Source organism: Pseudomonas sp. CAM1A (assembly GCF_047501685.1).
Classification (GTDB): Bacteria; Pseudomonadota; Gammaproteobacteria; order Pseudomonadales; family Pseudomonadaceae; genus Aquipseudomonas.
Genome location: NZ_JBFNXP010000010.1, coordinates 152144 through 168492 on the forward strand (window position 1 = coordinate 152144; position 16349 = coordinate 168492).

Below are 16349 nucleotides of genomic sequence, written 5' to 3' on the forward strand. Positions count from 1 at the left end.
ATCAGATGAAGAAGTCGAGGCGGAAGTAAACCGGGCGTTCCTTTTCGGTCAGCACGTCGGGGCGTTCCAGGCTGTGGGCGAAGGTCACGCTGGCCGCCATATGCTTGCCACGGGCGAACAATTCCAGCGAGTGGCTGCTGGCACGGCCGTGGTACTGGCCGTTGTAGCGGTCGTTGCGGATCACGCCCAGGTCGTAGCCCAGGCCCATCCCATATTCAGCCACCAGCGGCTGCAGCACCGGCCAGCTCACCGGGCGGGTCCAGCGCAGGTCGTTGCGCCAGTAGCCGCCGCTGTCACCGGACAGCGACTGGTCCTTCAGGCCGCGTACCGACGACAGCCCGCCAAGGCTGATGCGCTGCGGGCTGAACAGCACGTCTTCGCTGCGCTGGCCGGTGGCCAGGCTGGTGAAGCTCAGGCGCTCGCCAAGCAGTTCGAAGCCCTGCACATAGCTGACCGTGGCGCTGTACTTGCGGTAGCGCGCCACCGGTTGGCCCGGGCGTGGGTGGGCGTTGTCCTGGGCGTCGAAGGCGCCGATGCCTTCCTGAGTGCCCAGGTCGATGTTGACGAAGGCATTGCCCAGGCGACGGCCGTGGTTGATGCCGAACTGCGCCTCGCTCAGGCGGTTGCTGCTGCCCTCAAGGCGGCTGTCTTCGATGTAGTTGTTGGTGCGCAGGTGGGCCATGCCGGCATTGAGCGAGGTCTTGCTGGTGGCATCGCGGTGTACCACACGCTCGGCGCGCAGCTGGTGGTTCTGGCTGTCGCCGGTCTGCTTGAAGGCAAAGCCGTTGGCCTGGGCCAGGGAGCGGTACTCGCTCTCGCTGTAGCTGTAGGTGAAGTTCCACCACCCCCACGGCAGGTTGTAGAACAGCACACCGTTCTTCGAGCCCTGGGTGTGGTCGCTGACCACGTCGTGGCCACCGCGCAGCATCAGCTGGTCGGCCAGGCCCAGTGGGCTGTCCCATTCCAGGCCGAGGTTGAGCATCTGCTCGCCGGTGCTGCGCTGGCCTTCGTTGTTGCGCGACAGCGAAGCGCGCCAGGGCTTCTGCTGGGTGTTGCGCACCAGCACCTCGCTGCCGCCGACGGCCTTGCCGGGGGTCAGCTCCATCTGCGCTTTGTTCGACGGCAGGCGGTTGAGCTGGTCGACCATCTGCTCGACTTCGCGCAGGTTCAGGCGCTGCCCGACTTCGCCGGGGAAAACCATGGCCAGCTCGCGCTCGCTCAGGCCGCTGGCCGGGTCCGGGCGCAGCCCTTCCAGGCGCCCTTCCACCACCAGCACCTGCAGGTGGCCCGAGGACAGGTCCTGCTGCGGCAGGTAGGCGCGGCTGGTGACCAGGCCACGGCCCAGGTAATGGTCGGTGATCGCCTTGAGCAAGGCATTGAGCTGGGTGACGCCCAGGCACTGGTCGATGAAAGGCTTGAGCAGGCTGTCGCGGTCGGCGGCGGACAGGCTGTCGGCACCCTTGAGCTCGATGGTGTGGATATCGAAACAGCGGGTGTCTTCGGGCCGTTGCTGCTGGGTAGGTTGCGCGCTTTCGCCGGGCAGGTTGCGCAGGTCCTCGAGGCGCCGTTGCTGCTCTTCGAGCAGGCGGTTCTGGCGTTCGCGGATCAGGTCCTGGTCACCCGGTGAAACGGCCCAGGCCAACGGGCTGCACAATGTTGCAACAAATGCGAAGCGCGCATAATTGCGCGCTGAGTGAAGACGTACCGGCATACCTGTCCCTGGTGATCAACGCAAAGTGGCGCGCATAGTAAGTGGCCAGCATATTGACGTCAATTTGCCATCAGTCAGCTTTTTCGGAGACTCCGGTAGGAAGCTGCACAAGCGCCGATCCATAGCGCTTGTCCGCCCATCAGACACCCTCCCAGGCAGGCGTCTGATGGGCCTGCCTGATCAGGGCATTACAGGCGGGACATATTGCAACGTGGTGCCCAGTGCCCACAGCAACACCAGCACCAGCGGCACATGCACCAGCAACTGCACGAACGAGAAGCCGATCAGGTCACGCGCCTTGAGCCCCAACACCCCCAGCAGCGGCAGCATGTAGAACGGGTTGATCAGGTTCGGCAGCGCCTCGGCGGCGTTGTAGATCTGCACCGCCCAACCCAGGTGGTATTGCAGGTCGTTGGCCACCAACATCACGTACGGCGCCTCGATGATCCATTTGCCACCGCCGGACGGGATGAAGAAGCCGAGCACCGCCGAATACACGCCCATCAGCAAGGCGTAAGTATCGTGGGTGGCAATCTGGGTGAAGAACAGCGAGATATGGTGGGCCAGGGTCTGGGCGTCGGCACCCTTGACCTGGGTGAGGATGGCGGCGATCGAGCCGTACAGCGGGAACTGGATCAATACCCCGGTGGTGGTCGGCACGGCGCGGGCCACCGCGTCGAGGAAGCTGCGCGGGCGCCAGTGCAGCAAGGCACCGAGCATGATGAACAGCAGGTTGTAGGTGTTCAGCCCGGAAATCGCGGTGATCGCCGGCTTGGTGGCGAACTCCTGGTACAGCCAGCCGGCGGCCAGGGCCACCAGCAGCAGGATCAGGATCGGGCTGTACTCCAGCCATTCACCCGGGCGCGTGCGCTGGGGCGAAGGCGGTGCGCTGAAGCTCGGGTCCACTCCGCAGTCCTGCGCGCTGCGGGCGCTGTTCGGGCCGGGCGCGGTGGCGTAGGCGACGATCAGCGAGACGATCACCAGCGCGGCAAGCATCACCCCGGATTGCCAGAGGAAGATGGTCTCGGTGAACGGGATCACCCCGGTGATCGACAGGATCGACGGCGGCAGGCTGGCCGGGTTGGCCTGCAACTGCGCGGCCGACGACGACAGGCCCAGCGCCCACACCGCGCCCAGGCCCAGATAGGCGGCGGCGCCGGCGGCGCGGTAGTCCATCTTCAGGTCGGTGCGGCGCGCCAGGGCGCGCACCAGCAGGCCGCCGAATACCAACGACAGCCCCCAGTTGAGCAAGGAGGCGAGCATCGAGATCAGCGCCACCCAGCACACCGCCGAGCGGCCGTTTTTCGGCAGGCGCGCCAGGCGGTCGATCAGCCGGGCGGCGGGTGGCGAGCTGGCCACCACATAACCGCCGATGACCACGAAGGCCATCTGCATGGTGAACGGGATCAGGCTCCAGAAGCCGTCACCGAAGGCCTTGGCGGTGTCGGTGGGCTTGGCGCCCATGGCAAGGGCGCCGAGGGACACCAGCATCACCGCCAGGGCGGCGAACACCCAGGAGTCGGGGAACCAGCGTTCGGCCCAGTTGGAGCAGCGCAGGGCAAAGCGGGCAGAGCGGCTGTCTTGGATATCAGCGGCCACGATGTTTTCCTTTTTTTGATTGTTATAGGACTGAAACGGCGTCGCCCCATCGCGGGGCAAGCCCGCTCCCACGAGGGATGCGTGGTCCTTCGTGGGAGCGGGCTTGCCCCGCGATGGGGCGCTTGCAACGGTACTGCTTAGAAGGTCATTTCCTTGACATCGTCCGGCACGATCATCTTGCCGGCGGTCTTCGCGACGATTTCCTCGACACTCACACCCGGCGCGGTCTCGCGCAGGATGAAGGCGCCGTTTTCAATCTCCAGGTAGGCCAGGTCGGTCAGCACCTTGCGGATGCAGCCGGCACCGGTCAGCGGCAGGCTGCACTTGGGCAGCAGCTTGGATTCGCCATCCTTGGAGGCATGGGTCATGGTGACGATGATGTTGTCGGCGCCGGCCACCAGGTCCATGGCACCGCCCATGCCCTTGACCAGCTTGCCGGGGATCATCCACGAGGCGATGTTGCCCTCCACGTCTACCTCGAAGGCGCCGAGCACGGTGAGGTCGACATGGCCGCCACGGATCATGGCGAAGGATTGCGCCGAATCGAAGATCGACGCGCCACGGCGGGCGGTGACCGTCTGCTTGCCGGCGTTGATCATGTCGGCGTCGATCGTGGCTTCGGTGGGGAACTCGCCCATGCCCAGCAGGCCATTCTCCGACTGCAGCATCACTTCCATGCCGTCGGGCACGTAGTTGGCCACCAGGGTAGGAATGCCGATGCCGAGGTTGACGTAGTAGCCGTCCTTGAGTTCACGGGCGACGCGTTGCGCCATTTGTTCGCGGGTCAATGCCATGGTCAGGATCTCTTTGTTGTTCTTGAAGGCGGCGCTCAGGCCTTGACGGTGCGCTTTTCGATGCGCTTCTCGAAAGTGCCGACGATGACCCGGTCGACATAGATGCCCGGGGTGTGGATCTCGCTGGGCAGCAGCACGCCGGGCTCGACGATCTCTTCGACCTCGACCACGGTGATCTTGCCGGCGGTGGCGGCCAGCGGGTTGAAGTTCTGCGCGGTGTTGCGGTACACCACGTTGCCGTAGTGGTCGGCCTTCCAGCCTTTGACAATGGCGAAGTCGCCGGTGATGGACGCTTCGAGGATGTACTTGCGGCCGTTGAACTCGCGCACTTCCTTGCCTTCGGCAACCGGGGTGCCGTAGCCGGTGGCGGTGAAGAAGGCCGGGATGCCGGCGCCGCCGGCGCGCATTTTCTCGGCCAGGGTGCCTTGCGGGGTGAGCTCCACTTCCAGTTCGCCGCTGAGCAGCTGGCGTTCGAACTCGGCGTTCTCGCCAACGTAGGAGGCGATCATCTTGCGGATCTGCCGGTCCTCGAGCAGCACGCCCAGGCCGAAGCCGTCGACGCCGCAGTTGTTGGAGACCACGGTCAGGCCCTTGACGCCGCGGCGCTTGATTTCGGCGATGAGGTTCTCGGGGATGCCGCACAGGCCAAAGCCGCCGGCCAGCACGGTCATGTCGTCGGTCAGGCCCGCCAGGGCCTCTTCGTAAGTTGCTACACGCTTGTCCAGTCCGGCCATGCTCAGTCGCCTTTTGTAGTTGTTGGAACCGTACGGTCATCTTCACTGTAGCCGACTGATTTGTTAATTTTGTTTTCGTCATCGATTGATAACTTTTCCAAAACAAAGGGCCCGCCCCTCATGAACGTCAAGCAGCTGCGTGCCTTCGTCACCGTGGCCAAGTACCAGAGCTTCGCCCAGGCCGGCGAGCACCTGCACGTCTCGCAACCGGCCCTGAGCCTGACCATCAAGGCGCTGGAGGACAACCTCGGCGGCGCCCTGCTCACCCGCACCACCCGCAGCGTCAGCCTGACCCCCGAGGGCGAGGTGCTGCTGCCCCTGGCCAGGCGCCTGCTGGCGGATTGGGACGACACCGAGGAAATGTTGCGTCAGCGCTTCACCCTGCAACTGGGGCGGGTGTCGGTGGCCGCCATGCCGGCGTTCGCCGGCAACCTGCTGCCTCGGTCGCTGAAGGTGTTTCGCCAGCGCTACCCCAAGGTCAATGTCACCGTGCACGATGTGATCAACGAGCAGGTGCTGGAACTGGTGCGCCATCGTCGCGTCGAACTGGGCATCGGCTTCGAGCCTGAAAGCAGCGAGGCGCTGCGCTTTCACCCGCTGTACATGGACCGCTTCGTCGCCGTGGTGCCGGCTGACTCGCCCCTTGCCCAGCAGCCCCAGGTGCGTTGGCAGGAGCTGCTGGCCGAGGACTTCATCGCCCTGCAGCGGCCCTCGGCGGTGCGCCTGTTGCTCGAACAGCACCTGGCCGCCAACCATGGCAAGCTGGCGGTGGCCTTCGAGAGCCACCAGCTGTCGACCGTCGGCCGCATGGTCGCCAGCGGCTTGGGGGTCAGCGCGGTGCCGGCGCTGTGCATCGAGCAGATGCAGGAGCTCGGCGCCCGTTGCGTGCCGCTGGTCGAACCCACCGTGGAGCGGCGCATCGGTGTGATCGCCCTGGGTGATCACAAGCTGTCCAAGGCCGCCGAGGCGCTGCTCGATGTGCTGCTGACCCATACCCACCCACAGGAGGTGACATGCGTTACGTGAATCTGGCGGGCTCCCGCGTTCCGGCCATCGGCCAGGGCACCTGGTACATGGGCGAAGACCCGGGCCGCAGGGCCGCCGAGGTGGCGGCCCTGCAACAAGGCATCGACCTGGGCCTGGGCCTGATCGACACTGCGGAAATGTACGCCGAGGGCGGCGCCGAACAGGTGGTCGGCCAGGCCATCGCCGGGCGTCGCGACCAGGTGTTCCTGGTCAGCAAGGTCTATCCGCACAATGCCAGCCGACGCGGTGTGCCGACCGCCTGCGAGCGCAGCCTCCAGCGCCTGGGTACCGACTGCATCGACCTGTACCTGCTGCACTGGCGCGGCCAGTACCCGCTGGATGAAACGGTGGAAGCCTTCGAGCGGCTGATCGAGCAGGGCAAGATCCGCCGCTGGGGCGTGTCCAATTTCGACCTCGATGACCTGCGCGAACTGGATAACAGCGCCTGCGCCACCAACCAGGTGCTGTACAACCCGGCCGAGCGTGGTATCGAGTTCGACCTGTTGCCGTGGAGCCTCGAACAGGGTTTGCCGACCATGGCCTACTGCCCGTTGGCCCAGGCCGGGCGCTTGCTGCGCCATCCCGTGCTGAGCGAGATCGCCGAGCGCCATGGTGCCACGCCGGCCCAGGTGAGCCTGGCCTGGGTGACGCGGGGTGAGGGGGTGATCGCGATTCCCAAGGCGGTGGATCCGCAGCATGTGCGCTTGAATGCGGCGGCGGCCGACCTGGTGCTTGCCGAAGAAGACCTGCAGGCCATCGAGCAGGCATTCCCGGCTCCGACACGCAAGCAGCGCCTGGCGATGGTCTGAGGTCTAGTGGAAGTCCCGGCTGCGCACATCCAGCCCCTGCAACAGCGGGCTGATGTCTTCCAGGCGCCGGGCGATCAGGTGCCGCACCCCGCTCTCCTGCTCCAGCCGCCCGCTCACCTTGAGCAACTTCGAGCCTACCAGTTCGCGCCGTTGGCGCTCGGCCAGGTCGCGCCAGACCACCACGTTGACCATGCCATGCTCGTCCTCGAGGGTGACGAAGGTCACGCCACTGGCGGTCTGTGGACGCTGGCGCCCGACCACGATGCCGGCGACGGCGATGCTGTCGCCATGCTCGACCCCTGCCAGCTCCCTTGAACTGCGACACCCCAGCGCACGCAAGCGTGTCCGCAGCAGGCTCAGGGGATGTGGCCCGAGGGTGGTGCCCAGGGTGCCGTAGTCGGCAGCCAGGTCCTCAGCAATGCTTGGTGTAGGCAAGGCCACCGCCTGTTCGAATGCCGATTCGACCTCGGCGAACAACGGCAGTTGCGCCTGCACCGCCGCGACCTGCCAGCGCGCCTGGTGGCGGTCGCCGGCCAGTTCGCGCAATGCCCCGGCGTCGGCCAGGCGCGCCCGGGCCCGGCCATCGAGCCCGGCGCGCAGGCACAGGTCCTCGACATCCCGCCAGGGGCGCTGCGCCCTCGCCTGCTCCAGGCGCCGGGCATCGTCTTCGCTGAAGCCGCGGATCTGGCGCAGGCCCAGGCGGATGGCCAGTTCGTTCGCGCCCAGTGCCTCCAGGGTGCAATCCCACTCGCTGTGGAAGACATCCACCGGGCGCACTTCGATACCCTGGCGGCGCGCCTCCTGTAGCAACTGGTCGGGGCTGTAGAAGCCCATTGGCCAGCTGTTGACCAGCGCGCAGGTGAAGATCGCCGGCTCATGGCACTTGAGCCAGCTGCTGGCGTAGCACAACAGGGCAAAGCTGGCGGCGTGGGACTCGGGGAAGCCGTAGCTGCCGAAGCCCTTGATCTGCTCGAAGATACGCTCGGCAAAGGCCAGCTCGTAGCCATTGCGCAGCATGCCCACGATCAGCCGCTCGCGGTGCGGCTCCAGGCCGCCGTGGCGCTTCCAGGCGGCCATGCTGCGGCGCAGCTGGTCGGCCTCGCCGGGGCTGTAGTCGGCGGCGACCATGGCCAGCTCCATCACCTGCTCCTGGAACAGCGGCACGCCCAGGGTGCGCTCGAAAACGGCCTTGAGCTTTTCCGATGGGTAGGTGACCGGCTCCTGTTTGAGCCTGCGGCGCAGGTATGGGTGGACCATGTCGCCCTGGATCGGCCCGGGTCGGACAATGGCCACCTCGATCACCAGGTCGTAGAACTTCACCGGCTTGAGCCGGGGCAGCATGGCCATCTGCGCCCGCGACTCGATCTGAAACACGCCCATGGTCTCGGCCCGGCCGATCATGGCGTAGGTGGCCGGGTCTTCCTTGGGCAGGGTCGCCAGCGTGTACTCGCGCCCCCGGTGCCGGGCGATCAGGTCGAAGCAGCGGCGCAGCGCGCTGAGCATGCCCAGCGCCAGCACATCGACCTTGAGCAGCCCGACCATGTCCAGGTCGTCCTTGTCCCACTGAATCACCGTACGCTCGGCCATGGCCGCGTTCTCCACCGGCACCAGCTGGTCCAGGGGTTGCTCGGAAATCACGAAACCACCCGGGTGCTGCGAGAGATGCCGGGGGAAGCCGATCAGCTCGCCGGCCAGCACCAGGATGCGCCGCAGCGACGGACTCTGCGCATCGAACCCGGCCTCGGCCAACCGTGCGGCATCGGGAATGCGGTCGCTCCAGCGCCCGCAGCACTTGGCCAGGGCATCCACCTGGTCGGCTGGCAGCCCCAGCACCCGCGCCACGTCACGCACCGCGCCTGCGGCGTGGTAACTGCTGACCACCGCCGTCAGCGCGGCGCGATGCCGGCCGTAGCGACGGAACACGTACTGGATGACTTCTTCGCGACGGTCGTGCTCGAAATCCACATCGATATCCGGCGGCTCGTTGCGCTCGCGGGACAGAAAGCGCTCGAACAGCAGCCGGTGCTCCATCGGGTCGAGCTCGGTGATGCCAAGCACGAAACACACCACCGAGTTGGCCGCCGAACCGCGCCCCTGGCAGAGGATGCGCTGGCGGCGGGCGAAGGCGACGATGTCGTGGACGGTGAGGAAGTAGCTCTCGTAGCCAAGTTCCTCGATCAGCGCCAGCTCCCGCTCCAGCACCGCGTGGACCTGGTCGCTCGGGCCCTGGGGCCAGCGCTCGGGCAACCCTCGCCGGCACAACTCGCGCAGCCAGCTGGCCGGGGTCTGCCCCTCGGGTACCAGTTCCCGTGGGTATTGGTAGTTCAGCTGGGACAGATCAAAGGTGCAGCGTTCGACAACCTGCAGGGTCTGTACCAGCAGATCGTCAGGGTACAGCTCGCGCAACTGGTCGAGCGACCTCAGGTGACGTTCGCCGTTGGCGAACAGGAACCGCCCCGCCTCGGCGACCGCGCAATGTTCGCGGATGGCGGTCATGCAGTCCTGCAGCGCCCGCCGTCCGCGCACGTGCATGTGTACATCACCGCAGGCCACCAGCGGGATATCCAGTCGCGCTCCCAGCGCGCGCAGATAGGCCAGGCGCTGGGCGTCGTCGGCCCCGCGGTGCAGGTGCACCGCCAGCCACAGGCGCCCGGCGAACAGGGGTTGCAGCCAGGCCCCGGCGCTATCGTCCGGCTCGGCCACCCACAGCGCCAGCAAGCCCTGGTGATGGGCCTCGAGGTCCTCGACGAGCAACTGGTAGCTGCCCTTCTGCGCGCGCCGTCGGGCGCGGGTGATCAAGGCGCAGAGGTTCTGGTAGCCGGCAAGGTCCTGGGCCAGCAGGACCAGCTTCGGCCCCTGGTGCACCCGCACCTCACTGCCGACGATCAGCCGCACCTGATGCTGCTTTGCCGCCTGCCAGGCCCGGACGATGCCCGCCAGGGTGCATTCGTCGGTGATCGCCAGGGCCTGGTAACCCTGCTCGCGGGCGCGGCGAAACAGCTCGTCGGCACTGGAGGCGCCACGCTGGAAGCTGAAGTTCGACAGGCAGTGCAGCTCGGCGTAGCCCGGGGCGCTCATGCGAACCAGCCTTGCAGCCACAATGGCCCCGGGGCCGCGAGGTCGCGGAAGGCCCAGCCGCGCAGGCCATCGCGGGTTTCGATGCGGTAGTAGTCGCGCCGCACATCACCACCGTCCCACCAGCCGGATTCGATGCGCTCGGCCTGCCCAAGCAGTTGCAGGCCGCTCTCGGACAACGCCTGAGGCACCGGCAGCAACCAGCCGGGACGGCGACCCGGGGCCATCACCAAATGGCCCTGCCCACCCTGCTCCACACCTTGCCAGGCGCACTCGGGACGATGATCAGCCTCGGCGCGCAAGCCCTTGACCGCGTCATCGCCCAGCCGCGCGCGCAGGCGCTCGCGCAACTGGTCCCAGGGCTGGGCCTGCTGCGCACGCGGGTCGAACAGCGCCTGGTGCTGGGGCACGAACGGTGGCAGGTCGGCGGCCAGCAGCCGCAGGTTGCGCACCGGCGCCGGGATGCGCAGCGGCTCCAGGCGGCCACGGGCAAGCTCGAACAATAGCGAGGCGTCGCGTTCGGCAGCCAGCAGGCCGACCTTGAGCACGGTGTCATGGCCTTCGGCATGCTCCAGGTGCAGCTCGAAACGCTGTACGCCGCAGTCACGCCCGGCGAGAAAAGCCGCCAGGTCGTGGATAAGACGACGCAGGGGGAACAACAGCGCCTGGTGCGACTCGACGTCGAAGTTCAGCTCCAGCCGCGCCTCGAAACGGTCGGGCGGCTGGTAGAAATCCAGCCCCAGGCTACGAAGGCCAAGCAGTTGGTCCAGGTGCAACTGCACCTGGGCGCTGAAACGCCTGGCCAAGGCATCACGGGGCAGCGCCAGCACCTGCCCGAGGCGGCGCAGGCCCATGCGGATGAAGGCTTCGGCGGCCTCGCCGGGCAGGCCGACACGCTCGACGGGCATGTCGAGCAAGGCGGCGCGGGTCGCCTGCGGGCAGGTCAGCGCCAGGCCGTCGTGGCCGTTGGCAAGCATGCGCGCCGCCACCGGATTGCTGGCCAACACGATGCGCTGATGCAAGCCGAGTGCCGCCAGTTCCTGGCGCAGGCGCGCCTCGAACGACGGCCACGGGCCGAACAGCTGCAGGCTCGAGCCCACTTCCAGCAGCAGCGCACGAGGATAGTGCAGGCTGACCTGGGCGCTGAAACGGTAGGCCCAGGCCGCGAGCAACTGCTGCAACTGCTCGATACGCGCCGGCTCGACCTCGACACAGGTGAAACCGTCGGCCAGGGCGCGGGCGGCGGTCAGGGCCTGCCCGGCGCGCAGGCCCAGCGCACTGGCCGCCGGGTTGACCGCCCGCAGCACACGGCGCTGGGGCGGCCCGCCGAGCAGCACCAGCGGCGCCTCGGGGTCGTCGCGTTCGCGCAGGGCAGTGTCCAGCGCCAGCTGGGGTAACAGGATGCAGGCCCAGAGCATGGCGCATCACCCCTGCCCTGGGCTGGCAATCGGTGCGGCAGGCGGCAGGCCGCCCCGGCACTTGAGCACGCGCCACTGCGCCGGGCGCAGATCGAGGGCGATGCGCAGGGCGGCGGGCGATGGGTTCAGCGCGGCCTGTTGCGGGCGACAGGCGAACGCCAGGGCGTTGCCGGTTTCCGCGGCCACTTGCAAACGCCGCAGCGCACGATCATCGGCACGCTTCGGCCAGCACAACACCGCGGCGCAACTGCCCGAGCGCAGGCACTGCTCGGCCGCCCACAGGGCATCGCCGGCCTCGGCGTCGACCTGCACCAGCCAGCGCAGGTCGACCCCGGCAGCCTGCCAGGCCGGTGCATAAGGGATGAACGGCGGTGCCACCAACACCACCCGCTGCCCTTCCCCGCTCAGCCGGGCAAGCGTGGGCCAGAGCAACTGCAACTCACCACAGCCGGGGCTGGCCAGCAGCAGCTCGCTGAGCGACGCCGCCGGCCAACCGCCTTCCGGCAGCCGATCATCGAGGGCAGCATGCCCGGTGGGCTGCAGGCCCTGCGGCCGCGCCCGGGCCTGCCGCCCGCGCCATACCTGGCGCTGGTCGAGCAGCCGGTCGAGTTCGACCACCGCGCCCATCAGTCACGCCTCAGCAAGCCGCAGAACACGCCTTCGATGAAGAACTCGCGCTCGGGGCTCACGTCGATGGGGGCATAAGCCGGGTTGCGCGGCAGCAGGCGATAGCCGTCGCGGGTGCGCTGCAGGCGCTTGATGGTCACCTCACCGTCGAGCCGGGCGACCACGATCTGCCCGTCGCGGGCCTCGCCCTGCTGACGAATGCCGACCAGGTCACCGTCGAAGATGCCGTCGTCGACCATCGAGTCGCCGCGCACCTTGAGCAGGTAGTCGGGGGTACGCCGGAACAGGCTGGGGTCGAGCAGCAACTGTTCGTGGATGTCGAGGTCGGGCCCGATCGGCGCACCGGCGGCAACCTGGCCGAGCACCGGCACTTCGAGGATCTCAGGCCGGCGCAGGGGCTCGGCCAGGCGGATACCCCGCGCCTGGTTGGGCGTGACGTCGATGAAACCACCCTGGCTCAGGGCGGTGATGTGCTTGCGCGCCACGCTGCGCGAGGCGAAACCGAAGCGCTCGGCGATGTCGGCCAGCGAGGGCGGCTGGCCTTGATCGGTGATGCGCTCGCGGATGAATTCGAGGATGGCGCGGCGTTTGGGGGATAAATTGTCCATGGAGCACATTTGTACTCCTTTCCGCAAAAACTGAACAGACCCCTTCGTCGCCGGCCCTCCTCGCCCAGGCTCAGTAACGAATGGACAAGGCGATCGCCTCGTTTGGCGTCTGGTGTTTCTCCAGTAGCGCGAGCACGTCCTTCTTCAGTTGCGCCTGCTTGTCGATCAGCGGCAGGTCGCGGAACTTGTAGTCCAGGTCGGCATAGCTTTCCGAGACACCGGCATTGAGGTGGTTCTTGCCGAAGGTGTGCACGATGTGCTTGGACTTCCAGATGTCGTACTGGCTGAACACCTGCTCCGCGGGCAGGTGCTTGGCCACCGCGAACGGCAGCCGGGTCAGCAGGCAGTAGTTCATCTTGTACTTGTGGAACTGGTAGTGCTCCAGGGAGTGGACGAACGACACGTACCAGATGTAGGTGGCGATCACTTCGATATTGAACGCCTTGTCATTGGCCTGGCACGGCAGGTTGACATAGCGGCACAGCTCGGCGACCCAGTTGTTGATATAGGGCTCGGAGCCGTCGCGCAGCAGGTCGTCGTAACTGGCCGTGACGAACTTCAGCACCGCCGCGTAGTAGTCGCGGTACTGGGCGTTGAGCGCGTGCTGGCCATTGAGGTACTGGTCGAACGGGATGGCGAACTTGATCTCGAATTTCTGGGTCAGCGCCTGGTCTTCGGTGTCGCGCTTGTTGTACATGTTCAGGGCGTTTTCATAACCGACCTTGTAGAAGGTCTGCGCCGAGTAGTAGCCGATACAGCTGTACAGGAACTTGTCGGCGATACCGGTGGTTTCGCGCAACGACAGCGGCGATTCCTTGAACTGGTGGTTGAGCATCAGGATATAGGCGGTGTGCGGGTCCATCAGCTTGTGGAAGTTGCAATCCCTGGGCACCAGGTTGAACAGGAACGCCGCGCCCATTTCGGCAAAGAACAGGTGGTGGTGCAGGTGCGCGCCGAGGATGAAGAACACCATGGTGTTCGACATGAAGTACACCTTGGCCAGGTCCCAGTGCGGCTCGCCCGGGCCGACGCTGAAGCCGTCGCGCAGGGTGATGCGCATGCTGTCGGTGGCGAAATCCTGGGCGATGGAAATGCTGGCCACGTCGAACACCGAACTGGACAGGCGGATCTCGCGGGTGAAATCACGCATGTCGAAGGTCGACACGCCATCGACCGTCTGCAGGTAGTGGGTAATCTGCGACGACATCAGGAAGACTTTCAGGTCCTCGTCGGAAATCGCCGTCGGTTGCGGGAACTGGCCCAGTGGCACTTTGTAGTAGTCGCGGTTGGCCTTGATGATCGACTGGATGTAGTTGTGGTAGACCTTGTCTTTTCTCCAGCGATAGACCAGTTCGGCAGGCAGTTTCTTGGGGATGTAGCCCATGTGGTAATCAGTGCCCGGGATCGCCGTGCTCTCCATCGAGATGGAGTCGCGATTGTAGTGGCGGTAGCCGAAGTAACGTGGCAGCAGCCATTTCAACTGCACCCACTTCCAGGCCAGGAAGCTGGCGCTGAGGTTGATCGCGTACAACGACAGCAGCAACGGTACGAATTTTACGTAATACAGGCCGATGTACACATGCTTCAAGGGCTCGGCGCGGGTCTTGCTCATCAGCAGGATCACGGGGCTGGCGGTGATGAAAAACGCCAGCAGGATGACTTCCAACATGCTTCAAACTCCTTGTTCGATCGCTTTGTTCTTGTTGCGGCTTGCGCCGTAGCTGTACAGGCAGGCGCCTGTGAAAATCACGTTGACGACGCTCCAGGCGAGCGCGGCGTCGGGGCTGTACCAGGCCGTCAGGTCGAAGGCCGGCAGGTTCATCAGCGGGGTGTCGCCGGCGGTCGTGCGCACGAACAGGTAAAAGCCGAAGGTGTAGGCGCGGGCCTGGAAGTACAGGTCGGAGCGGCGCAGGAGCAAGGCGTAGGCCACCGGCGCCAGCAACAGCGGCAGGGCGTAGCCGAAGGTGGTGATCCGCGCCGAGTACAGGAAGCACAGGTTCCAGGTGGTGTAGAGCCAGGGCCAGTAGGCCGGGACGCGCACCACGAAATCACTGTGGCGCCCAGAGATCTCCCAGTGCTTGCGCGAGTACGGCAGGCAGACAATCAGGCCCACGGCGGCGACGATGTTGAGGACGTTGCCGGTCTGCCAGTCGATCACCGAGGCCTCGATGATATTCAGCACGATCACCACGTAGATGAGCTTGTAGATGAAGCCCTCGATCCGTGGTTTGTAGCGGGCATAGGCCAGGAAACACATAGGCAGCAGCACGCTGATGGTCTTGATGCGCATGAACAGGTTGGCGTTGGGTACCAACAGCGCCGGCAGCGACAGCACGAAGAAGGTCAGGCCCACCAGGCGGTAGCGCCTGAACAGCTCGGCGACCAGCAGGAAGGCGGCGAAAAAGGCCAGCATCAACAGCAATGTGTTCGGCATGAGGTGTTTCCCTACTCATTCATGGATCGACGTGGGGCAAGCGCGAACGGCGGGCACGGCAAAGCCTGCCGCACGCGGCGCCAGGCCAGAGCCTGGTGCCGTGGAGCAATAAACGGATGAAGGTGCTGGGCCGCGACGCGGCCGGGTTCAGGCCTTGCCGAGCACGTGGGCCTCGGCCTCAAGCCATTTTCTGATGGCTTCGGGCATCGGCGCGGTAGTGGGTTCGACCTTGAGCTTTTCGGCGATCACCGCGTTGGCGACCAGCCCTTTGCGGCCGACCCAGGCGCCCTTGGAGTAGCCAGTCACCACCACTTCGCCGGCACGGTTGAAGAAAGTGTACTGGAAGTAGGTCCAGTTCTCGTCGAGGCAGCAGATGCTGAACTCGGCGGTATACTGCTCGAACATGGAAAGTTGCTTTTTATAGACGACCAGATTACCGCCGAGCATGGGCTTCCAGCCCAACTTGAAAGCAGGAATGAGGATTTTCGCGCGCAGGCAAAGTTCCAGCATGAACAAATCGGCAATCGTCATGTAACGGCCATTGTTCATGTGTTTATTGATGTCGATATCGTTCGGCCAAACCCGCAGCGTGCGATGCAGCGTATCGGTCAGGGCCATCGGCGGTTTGAGGAAACCACGCAGAACAGCCAGCAACAGACGGATGTACAGATTCATCCGGTTATCCCTCCCTAGGATTTTTATTATCGTTCCCTGTTCGGTCACCCGTTGCTTTTCGGGTGGCCGCAAGCGGCGCGTTGCAGGCCTGCTTGTTTAATGCCGGAGCGGGGCGAAAGCTAACAGCTTTCATCAGGAGCAACCAGTGGCAACAGCCTCAATTAAACGGAAAAACGCAACTGAATAACCGGTCACGTTTGGACTTCATATCCAATTGATGCTGAAACGTTTGTTTGTTGATGAAGTATCCATCCGTTGTGATGCACATCAGTCTGTGGCGCTGCTCAATGCCCGGCGCAATGCCTCGGGCAGCTCAACCGGTTGCTTGCTTTCGGGGCAGACGCACACCTGGGTCATGCTGGCGCGGAAACACACTTCGCCACTGGCTCCGAACCCTTCTACGGCGAAGCTGAACGATGTGCGGCCGAGCGGCCCGCTGCTGACGTGCACGTGGATCAGGTCATCCCAGGCCATCGGCGCCAGGAACTCGATGGACAATGCCCGTGCCGGCGGCATGACGCCCATGGCGAACAGCTTGCGCAGGCCTTCGCCGCCCAGCTGGTGGGAAAGAAACTCGTGAATTGCCTCGATGACGAAGTAACTGATACGTGGCGTATAGACGATCCCGGCGGGGTCGCAATCGCCGAACAGGATCTTGCGGGTGGTGACGAAAGGCATGGGGTAAGTGCTCCGTGCTATGGATGCCTGGCAGCCGATAGTAACCGTTCAGGGTCTCTTGAGGCTGGAGCGTTTGCTCGGCAGCCCCGCGCCTGTGAGTCTTGTGCCGAAACGTGAAAGAACCGGCCAACTGCACTTTCCAATGCTGATGACATAAGATG

Annotated in this window: 14 protein-coding genes; 2 read left to right on the forward strand and 12 right to left on the reverse strand. The window is 65.3% G+C overall.

Annotated elements, in window-relative coordinates; translation table 11 throughout:
* Position 1: 1 nt before the first annotated feature.
* From ABZO33_RS21645 to ABZO33_RS21660, 4 genes are all read right to left on the reverse strand, one after another.
* On the reverse strand, positions 2 to 1711 hold the full coding sequence (locus ABZO33_RS21645; RefSeq protein ID WP_414537713.1) for a ShlB/FhaC/HecB family hemolysin secretion/activation protein: 1710 nt from the start codon (positions 1709 to 1711) through the stop codon (positions 2 to 4).
* Between the two features lie 180 nt (positions 1712 to 1891).
* The gene (locus ABZO33_RS21650; RefSeq protein WP_414537714.1) at positions 1892 to 3310 is read right to left on the reverse strand and encodes a short-chain fatty acid transporter; all 1419 of its coding nucleotides are present in this window, start codon (positions 3308 to 3310) and stop codon (positions 1892 to 1894) included.
* Positions 3311 to 3447: 137 nt separating this feature from the next.
* The gene (locus ABZO33_RS21655) at positions 3448 to 4104 is read right to left on the reverse strand and encodes a CoA transferase subunit B (RefSeq protein WP_414537715.1); all 657 of its coding nucleotides are present in this window, start codon (positions 4102 to 4104) and stop codon (positions 3448 to 3450) included.
* A gap of 35 nt (positions 4105 to 4139) precedes the next feature.
* Positions 4140 to 4838, reverse strand: a complete 699-nt coding sequence (locus ABZO33_RS21660) for a CoA transferase subunit A (protein ID WP_102685418.1) — start codon at positions 4836 to 4838, stop codon at positions 4140 to 4142.
* A 120-nt stretch (positions 4839 to 4958) separates the two neighbouring features.
* On the opposite strand from ABZO33_RS21660, the gene ABZO33_RS21665 reads away from it, so the two are divergent.
* Both ABZO33_RS21665 and ABZO33_RS21670 read left to right on the forward strand, forming a co-directional pair.
* Positions 4959 to 5864 carry a LysR family transcriptional regulator gene (locus tag ABZO33_RS21665; RefSeq protein ID WP_414537716.1) on the forward strand — a complete coding sequence of 302 codons (906 nt, stop codon included), beginning with the start codon at positions 4959 to 4961 and terminating at the stop codon, positions 5862 to 5864.
* Positions 5852 to 6673, forward strand: coding sequence for an aldo/keto reductase (locus ABZO33_RS21670; RefSeq protein ID WP_414537717.1), 822 nt, complete (start codon positions 5852 to 5854; stop codon positions 6671 to 6673). The genes ABZO33_RS21665 and ABZO33_RS21670 overlap by 13 nt, the downstream gene beginning before the upstream one ends.
* Positions 6674 to 6676: 3 nt before the next feature.
* On the opposite strand, the gene ABZO33_RS21675 is transcribed toward ABZO33_RS21670, so the two are convergent.
* From ABZO33_RS21675 to ABZO33_RS21710, 8 genes are all read right to left on the reverse strand, one after another.
* Positions 6677 to 9751, reverse strand: a complete 3075-nt coding sequence (locus tag ABZO33_RS21675; protein WP_414537718.1) for an error-prone DNA polymerase — start codon at positions 9749 to 9751, stop codon at positions 6677 to 6679.
* Complete coding sequence (locus tag ABZO33_RS21680) at positions 9748 to 11166, reverse strand: Y-family DNA polymerase (protein ID WP_414537719.1); 1419 nt, start codon at positions 11164 to 11166, stop codon at positions 9748 to 9750. Before ABZO33_RS21680 ends, ABZO33_RS21675 begins: the two co-directional genes overlap by 4 nt.
* 6 nt (positions 11167 to 11172) lie before the next feature.
* The gene (gene imuA, locus ABZO33_RS21685; protein WP_414537720.1) at positions 11173 to 11793 is read right to left on the reverse strand and encodes a translesion DNA synthesis-associated protein ImuA; all 621 of its coding nucleotides are present in this window, start codon (positions 11791 to 11793) and stop codon (positions 11173 to 11175) included.
* Positions 11793 to 12410 (reverse strand): transcriptional repressor LexA, encoded by a 618-nt coding sequence (lexA, locus tag ABZO33_RS21690; RefSeq protein ID WP_217869498.1) that lies wholly within the window; start codon positions 12408 to 12410, stop codon positions 11793 to 11795. Before lexA ends, imuA begins: the two co-directional genes overlap by 1 nt.
* Positions 12411 to 12471: 61 nt before the next feature.
* Positions 12472 to 14070, reverse strand: a complete 1599-nt coding sequence (locus tag ABZO33_RS21695) for a hypothetical protein (RefSeq protein WP_414537721.1) — start codon at positions 14068 to 14070, stop codon at positions 12472 to 12474.
* A 3-nt stretch (positions 14071 to 14073) separates the two neighbouring features.
* Positions 14074 to 14835 (reverse strand): hypothetical protein, encoded by a 762-nt coding sequence (locus ABZO33_RS21700; RefSeq protein WP_414537722.1) that lies wholly within the window; start codon positions 14833 to 14835, stop codon positions 14074 to 14076.
* A gap of 147 nt (positions 14836 to 14982) precedes the next feature.
* Positions 14983 to 15510 carry a thioesterase family protein gene (locus ABZO33_RS21705; RefSeq protein WP_414537723.1) on the reverse strand — a complete coding sequence of 176 codons (528 nt, stop codon included), beginning with the start codon at positions 15508 to 15510 and terminating at the stop codon, positions 14983 to 14985.
* A 267-nt stretch (positions 15511 to 15777) separates the two neighbouring features.
* Positions 15778 to 16188, reverse strand: a complete 411-nt coding sequence (locus tag ABZO33_RS21710; protein ID WP_414537724.1) for an acyl-CoA thioesterase — start codon at positions 16186 to 16188, stop codon at positions 15778 to 15780.
* Between the last annotated feature and the right edge of the window lie 161 nt (positions 16189 to 16349).

What these genes read in the sequence shown, in the direction of transcription:
- lexA (WP_217869498.1), bottom strand. Translation starts at nt 12,410, where the DNA reads ATGTGCTCCATGGACAATTTATCCCCCAAACGCCGCGCCATCCTCGAA.
- ABZO33_RS21695 (WP_414537721.1), bottom strand. Translation starts at nt 14,070, where the DNA reads ATGTTGGAAGTCATCCTGCTGGCGTTTTTCATCACCGCCAGCCCCGTG.
- imuA (WP_414537720.1), bottom strand. Translation starts at nt 11,793, where the DNA reads ATGGGCGCGGTGGTCGAACTCGACCGGCTGCTCGACCAGCGCCAGGTA.
- ABZO33_RS21670 (WP_414537717.1), top strand. Translation starts at nt 5,852, where the DNA reads ATGCGTTACGTGAATCTGGCGGGCTCCCGCGTTCCGGCCATCGGCCAG.
- ABZO33_RS21700 (WP_414537722.1), bottom strand. Translation starts at nt 14,835, where the DNA reads ATGCCGAACACATTGCTGTTGATGCTGGCCTTTTTCGCCGCCTTCCTG.
- ABZO33_RS21705 (WP_414537723.1), bottom strand. Translation starts at nt 15,510, where the DNA reads ATGAATCTGTACATCCGTCTGTTGCTGGCTGTTCTGCGTGGTTTCCTC.
- ABZO33_RS21675 (WP_414537718.1), bottom strand. Translation starts at nt 9,751, where the DNA reads ATGAGCGCCCCGGGCTACGCCGAGCTGCACTGCCTGTCGAACTTCAGC.
- ABZO33_RS21665 (WP_414537716.1), top strand. Translation starts at nt 4,959, where the DNA reads ATGAACGTCAAGCAGCTGCGTGCCTTCGTCACCGTGGCCAAGTACCAG.
- ABZO33_RS21655 (WP_414537715.1), bottom strand. Translation starts at nt 4,104, where the DNA reads ATGGCATTGACCCGCGAACAAATGGCGCAACGCGTCGCCCGTGAACTC.
- ABZO33_RS21645 (WP_414537713.1), bottom strand. Translation starts at nt 1,711, where the DNA reads ATGCCGGTACGTCTTCACTCAGCGCGCAATTATGCGCGCTTCGCATTT.
- ABZO33_RS21680 (WP_414537719.1), bottom strand. Translation starts at nt 11,166, where the DNA reads ATGCTCTGGGCCTGCATCCTGTTACCCCAGCTGGCGCTGGACACTGCC.
- ABZO33_RS21660 (WP_102685418.1), bottom strand. Translation starts at nt 4,838, where the DNA reads ATGGCCGGACTGGACAAGCGTGTAGCAACTTACGAAGAGGCCCTGGCG.
- ABZO33_RS21710 (WP_414537724.1), bottom strand. Translation starts at nt 16,188, where the DNA reads ATGCCTTTCGTCACCACCCGCAAGATCCTGTTCGGCGATTGCGACCCC.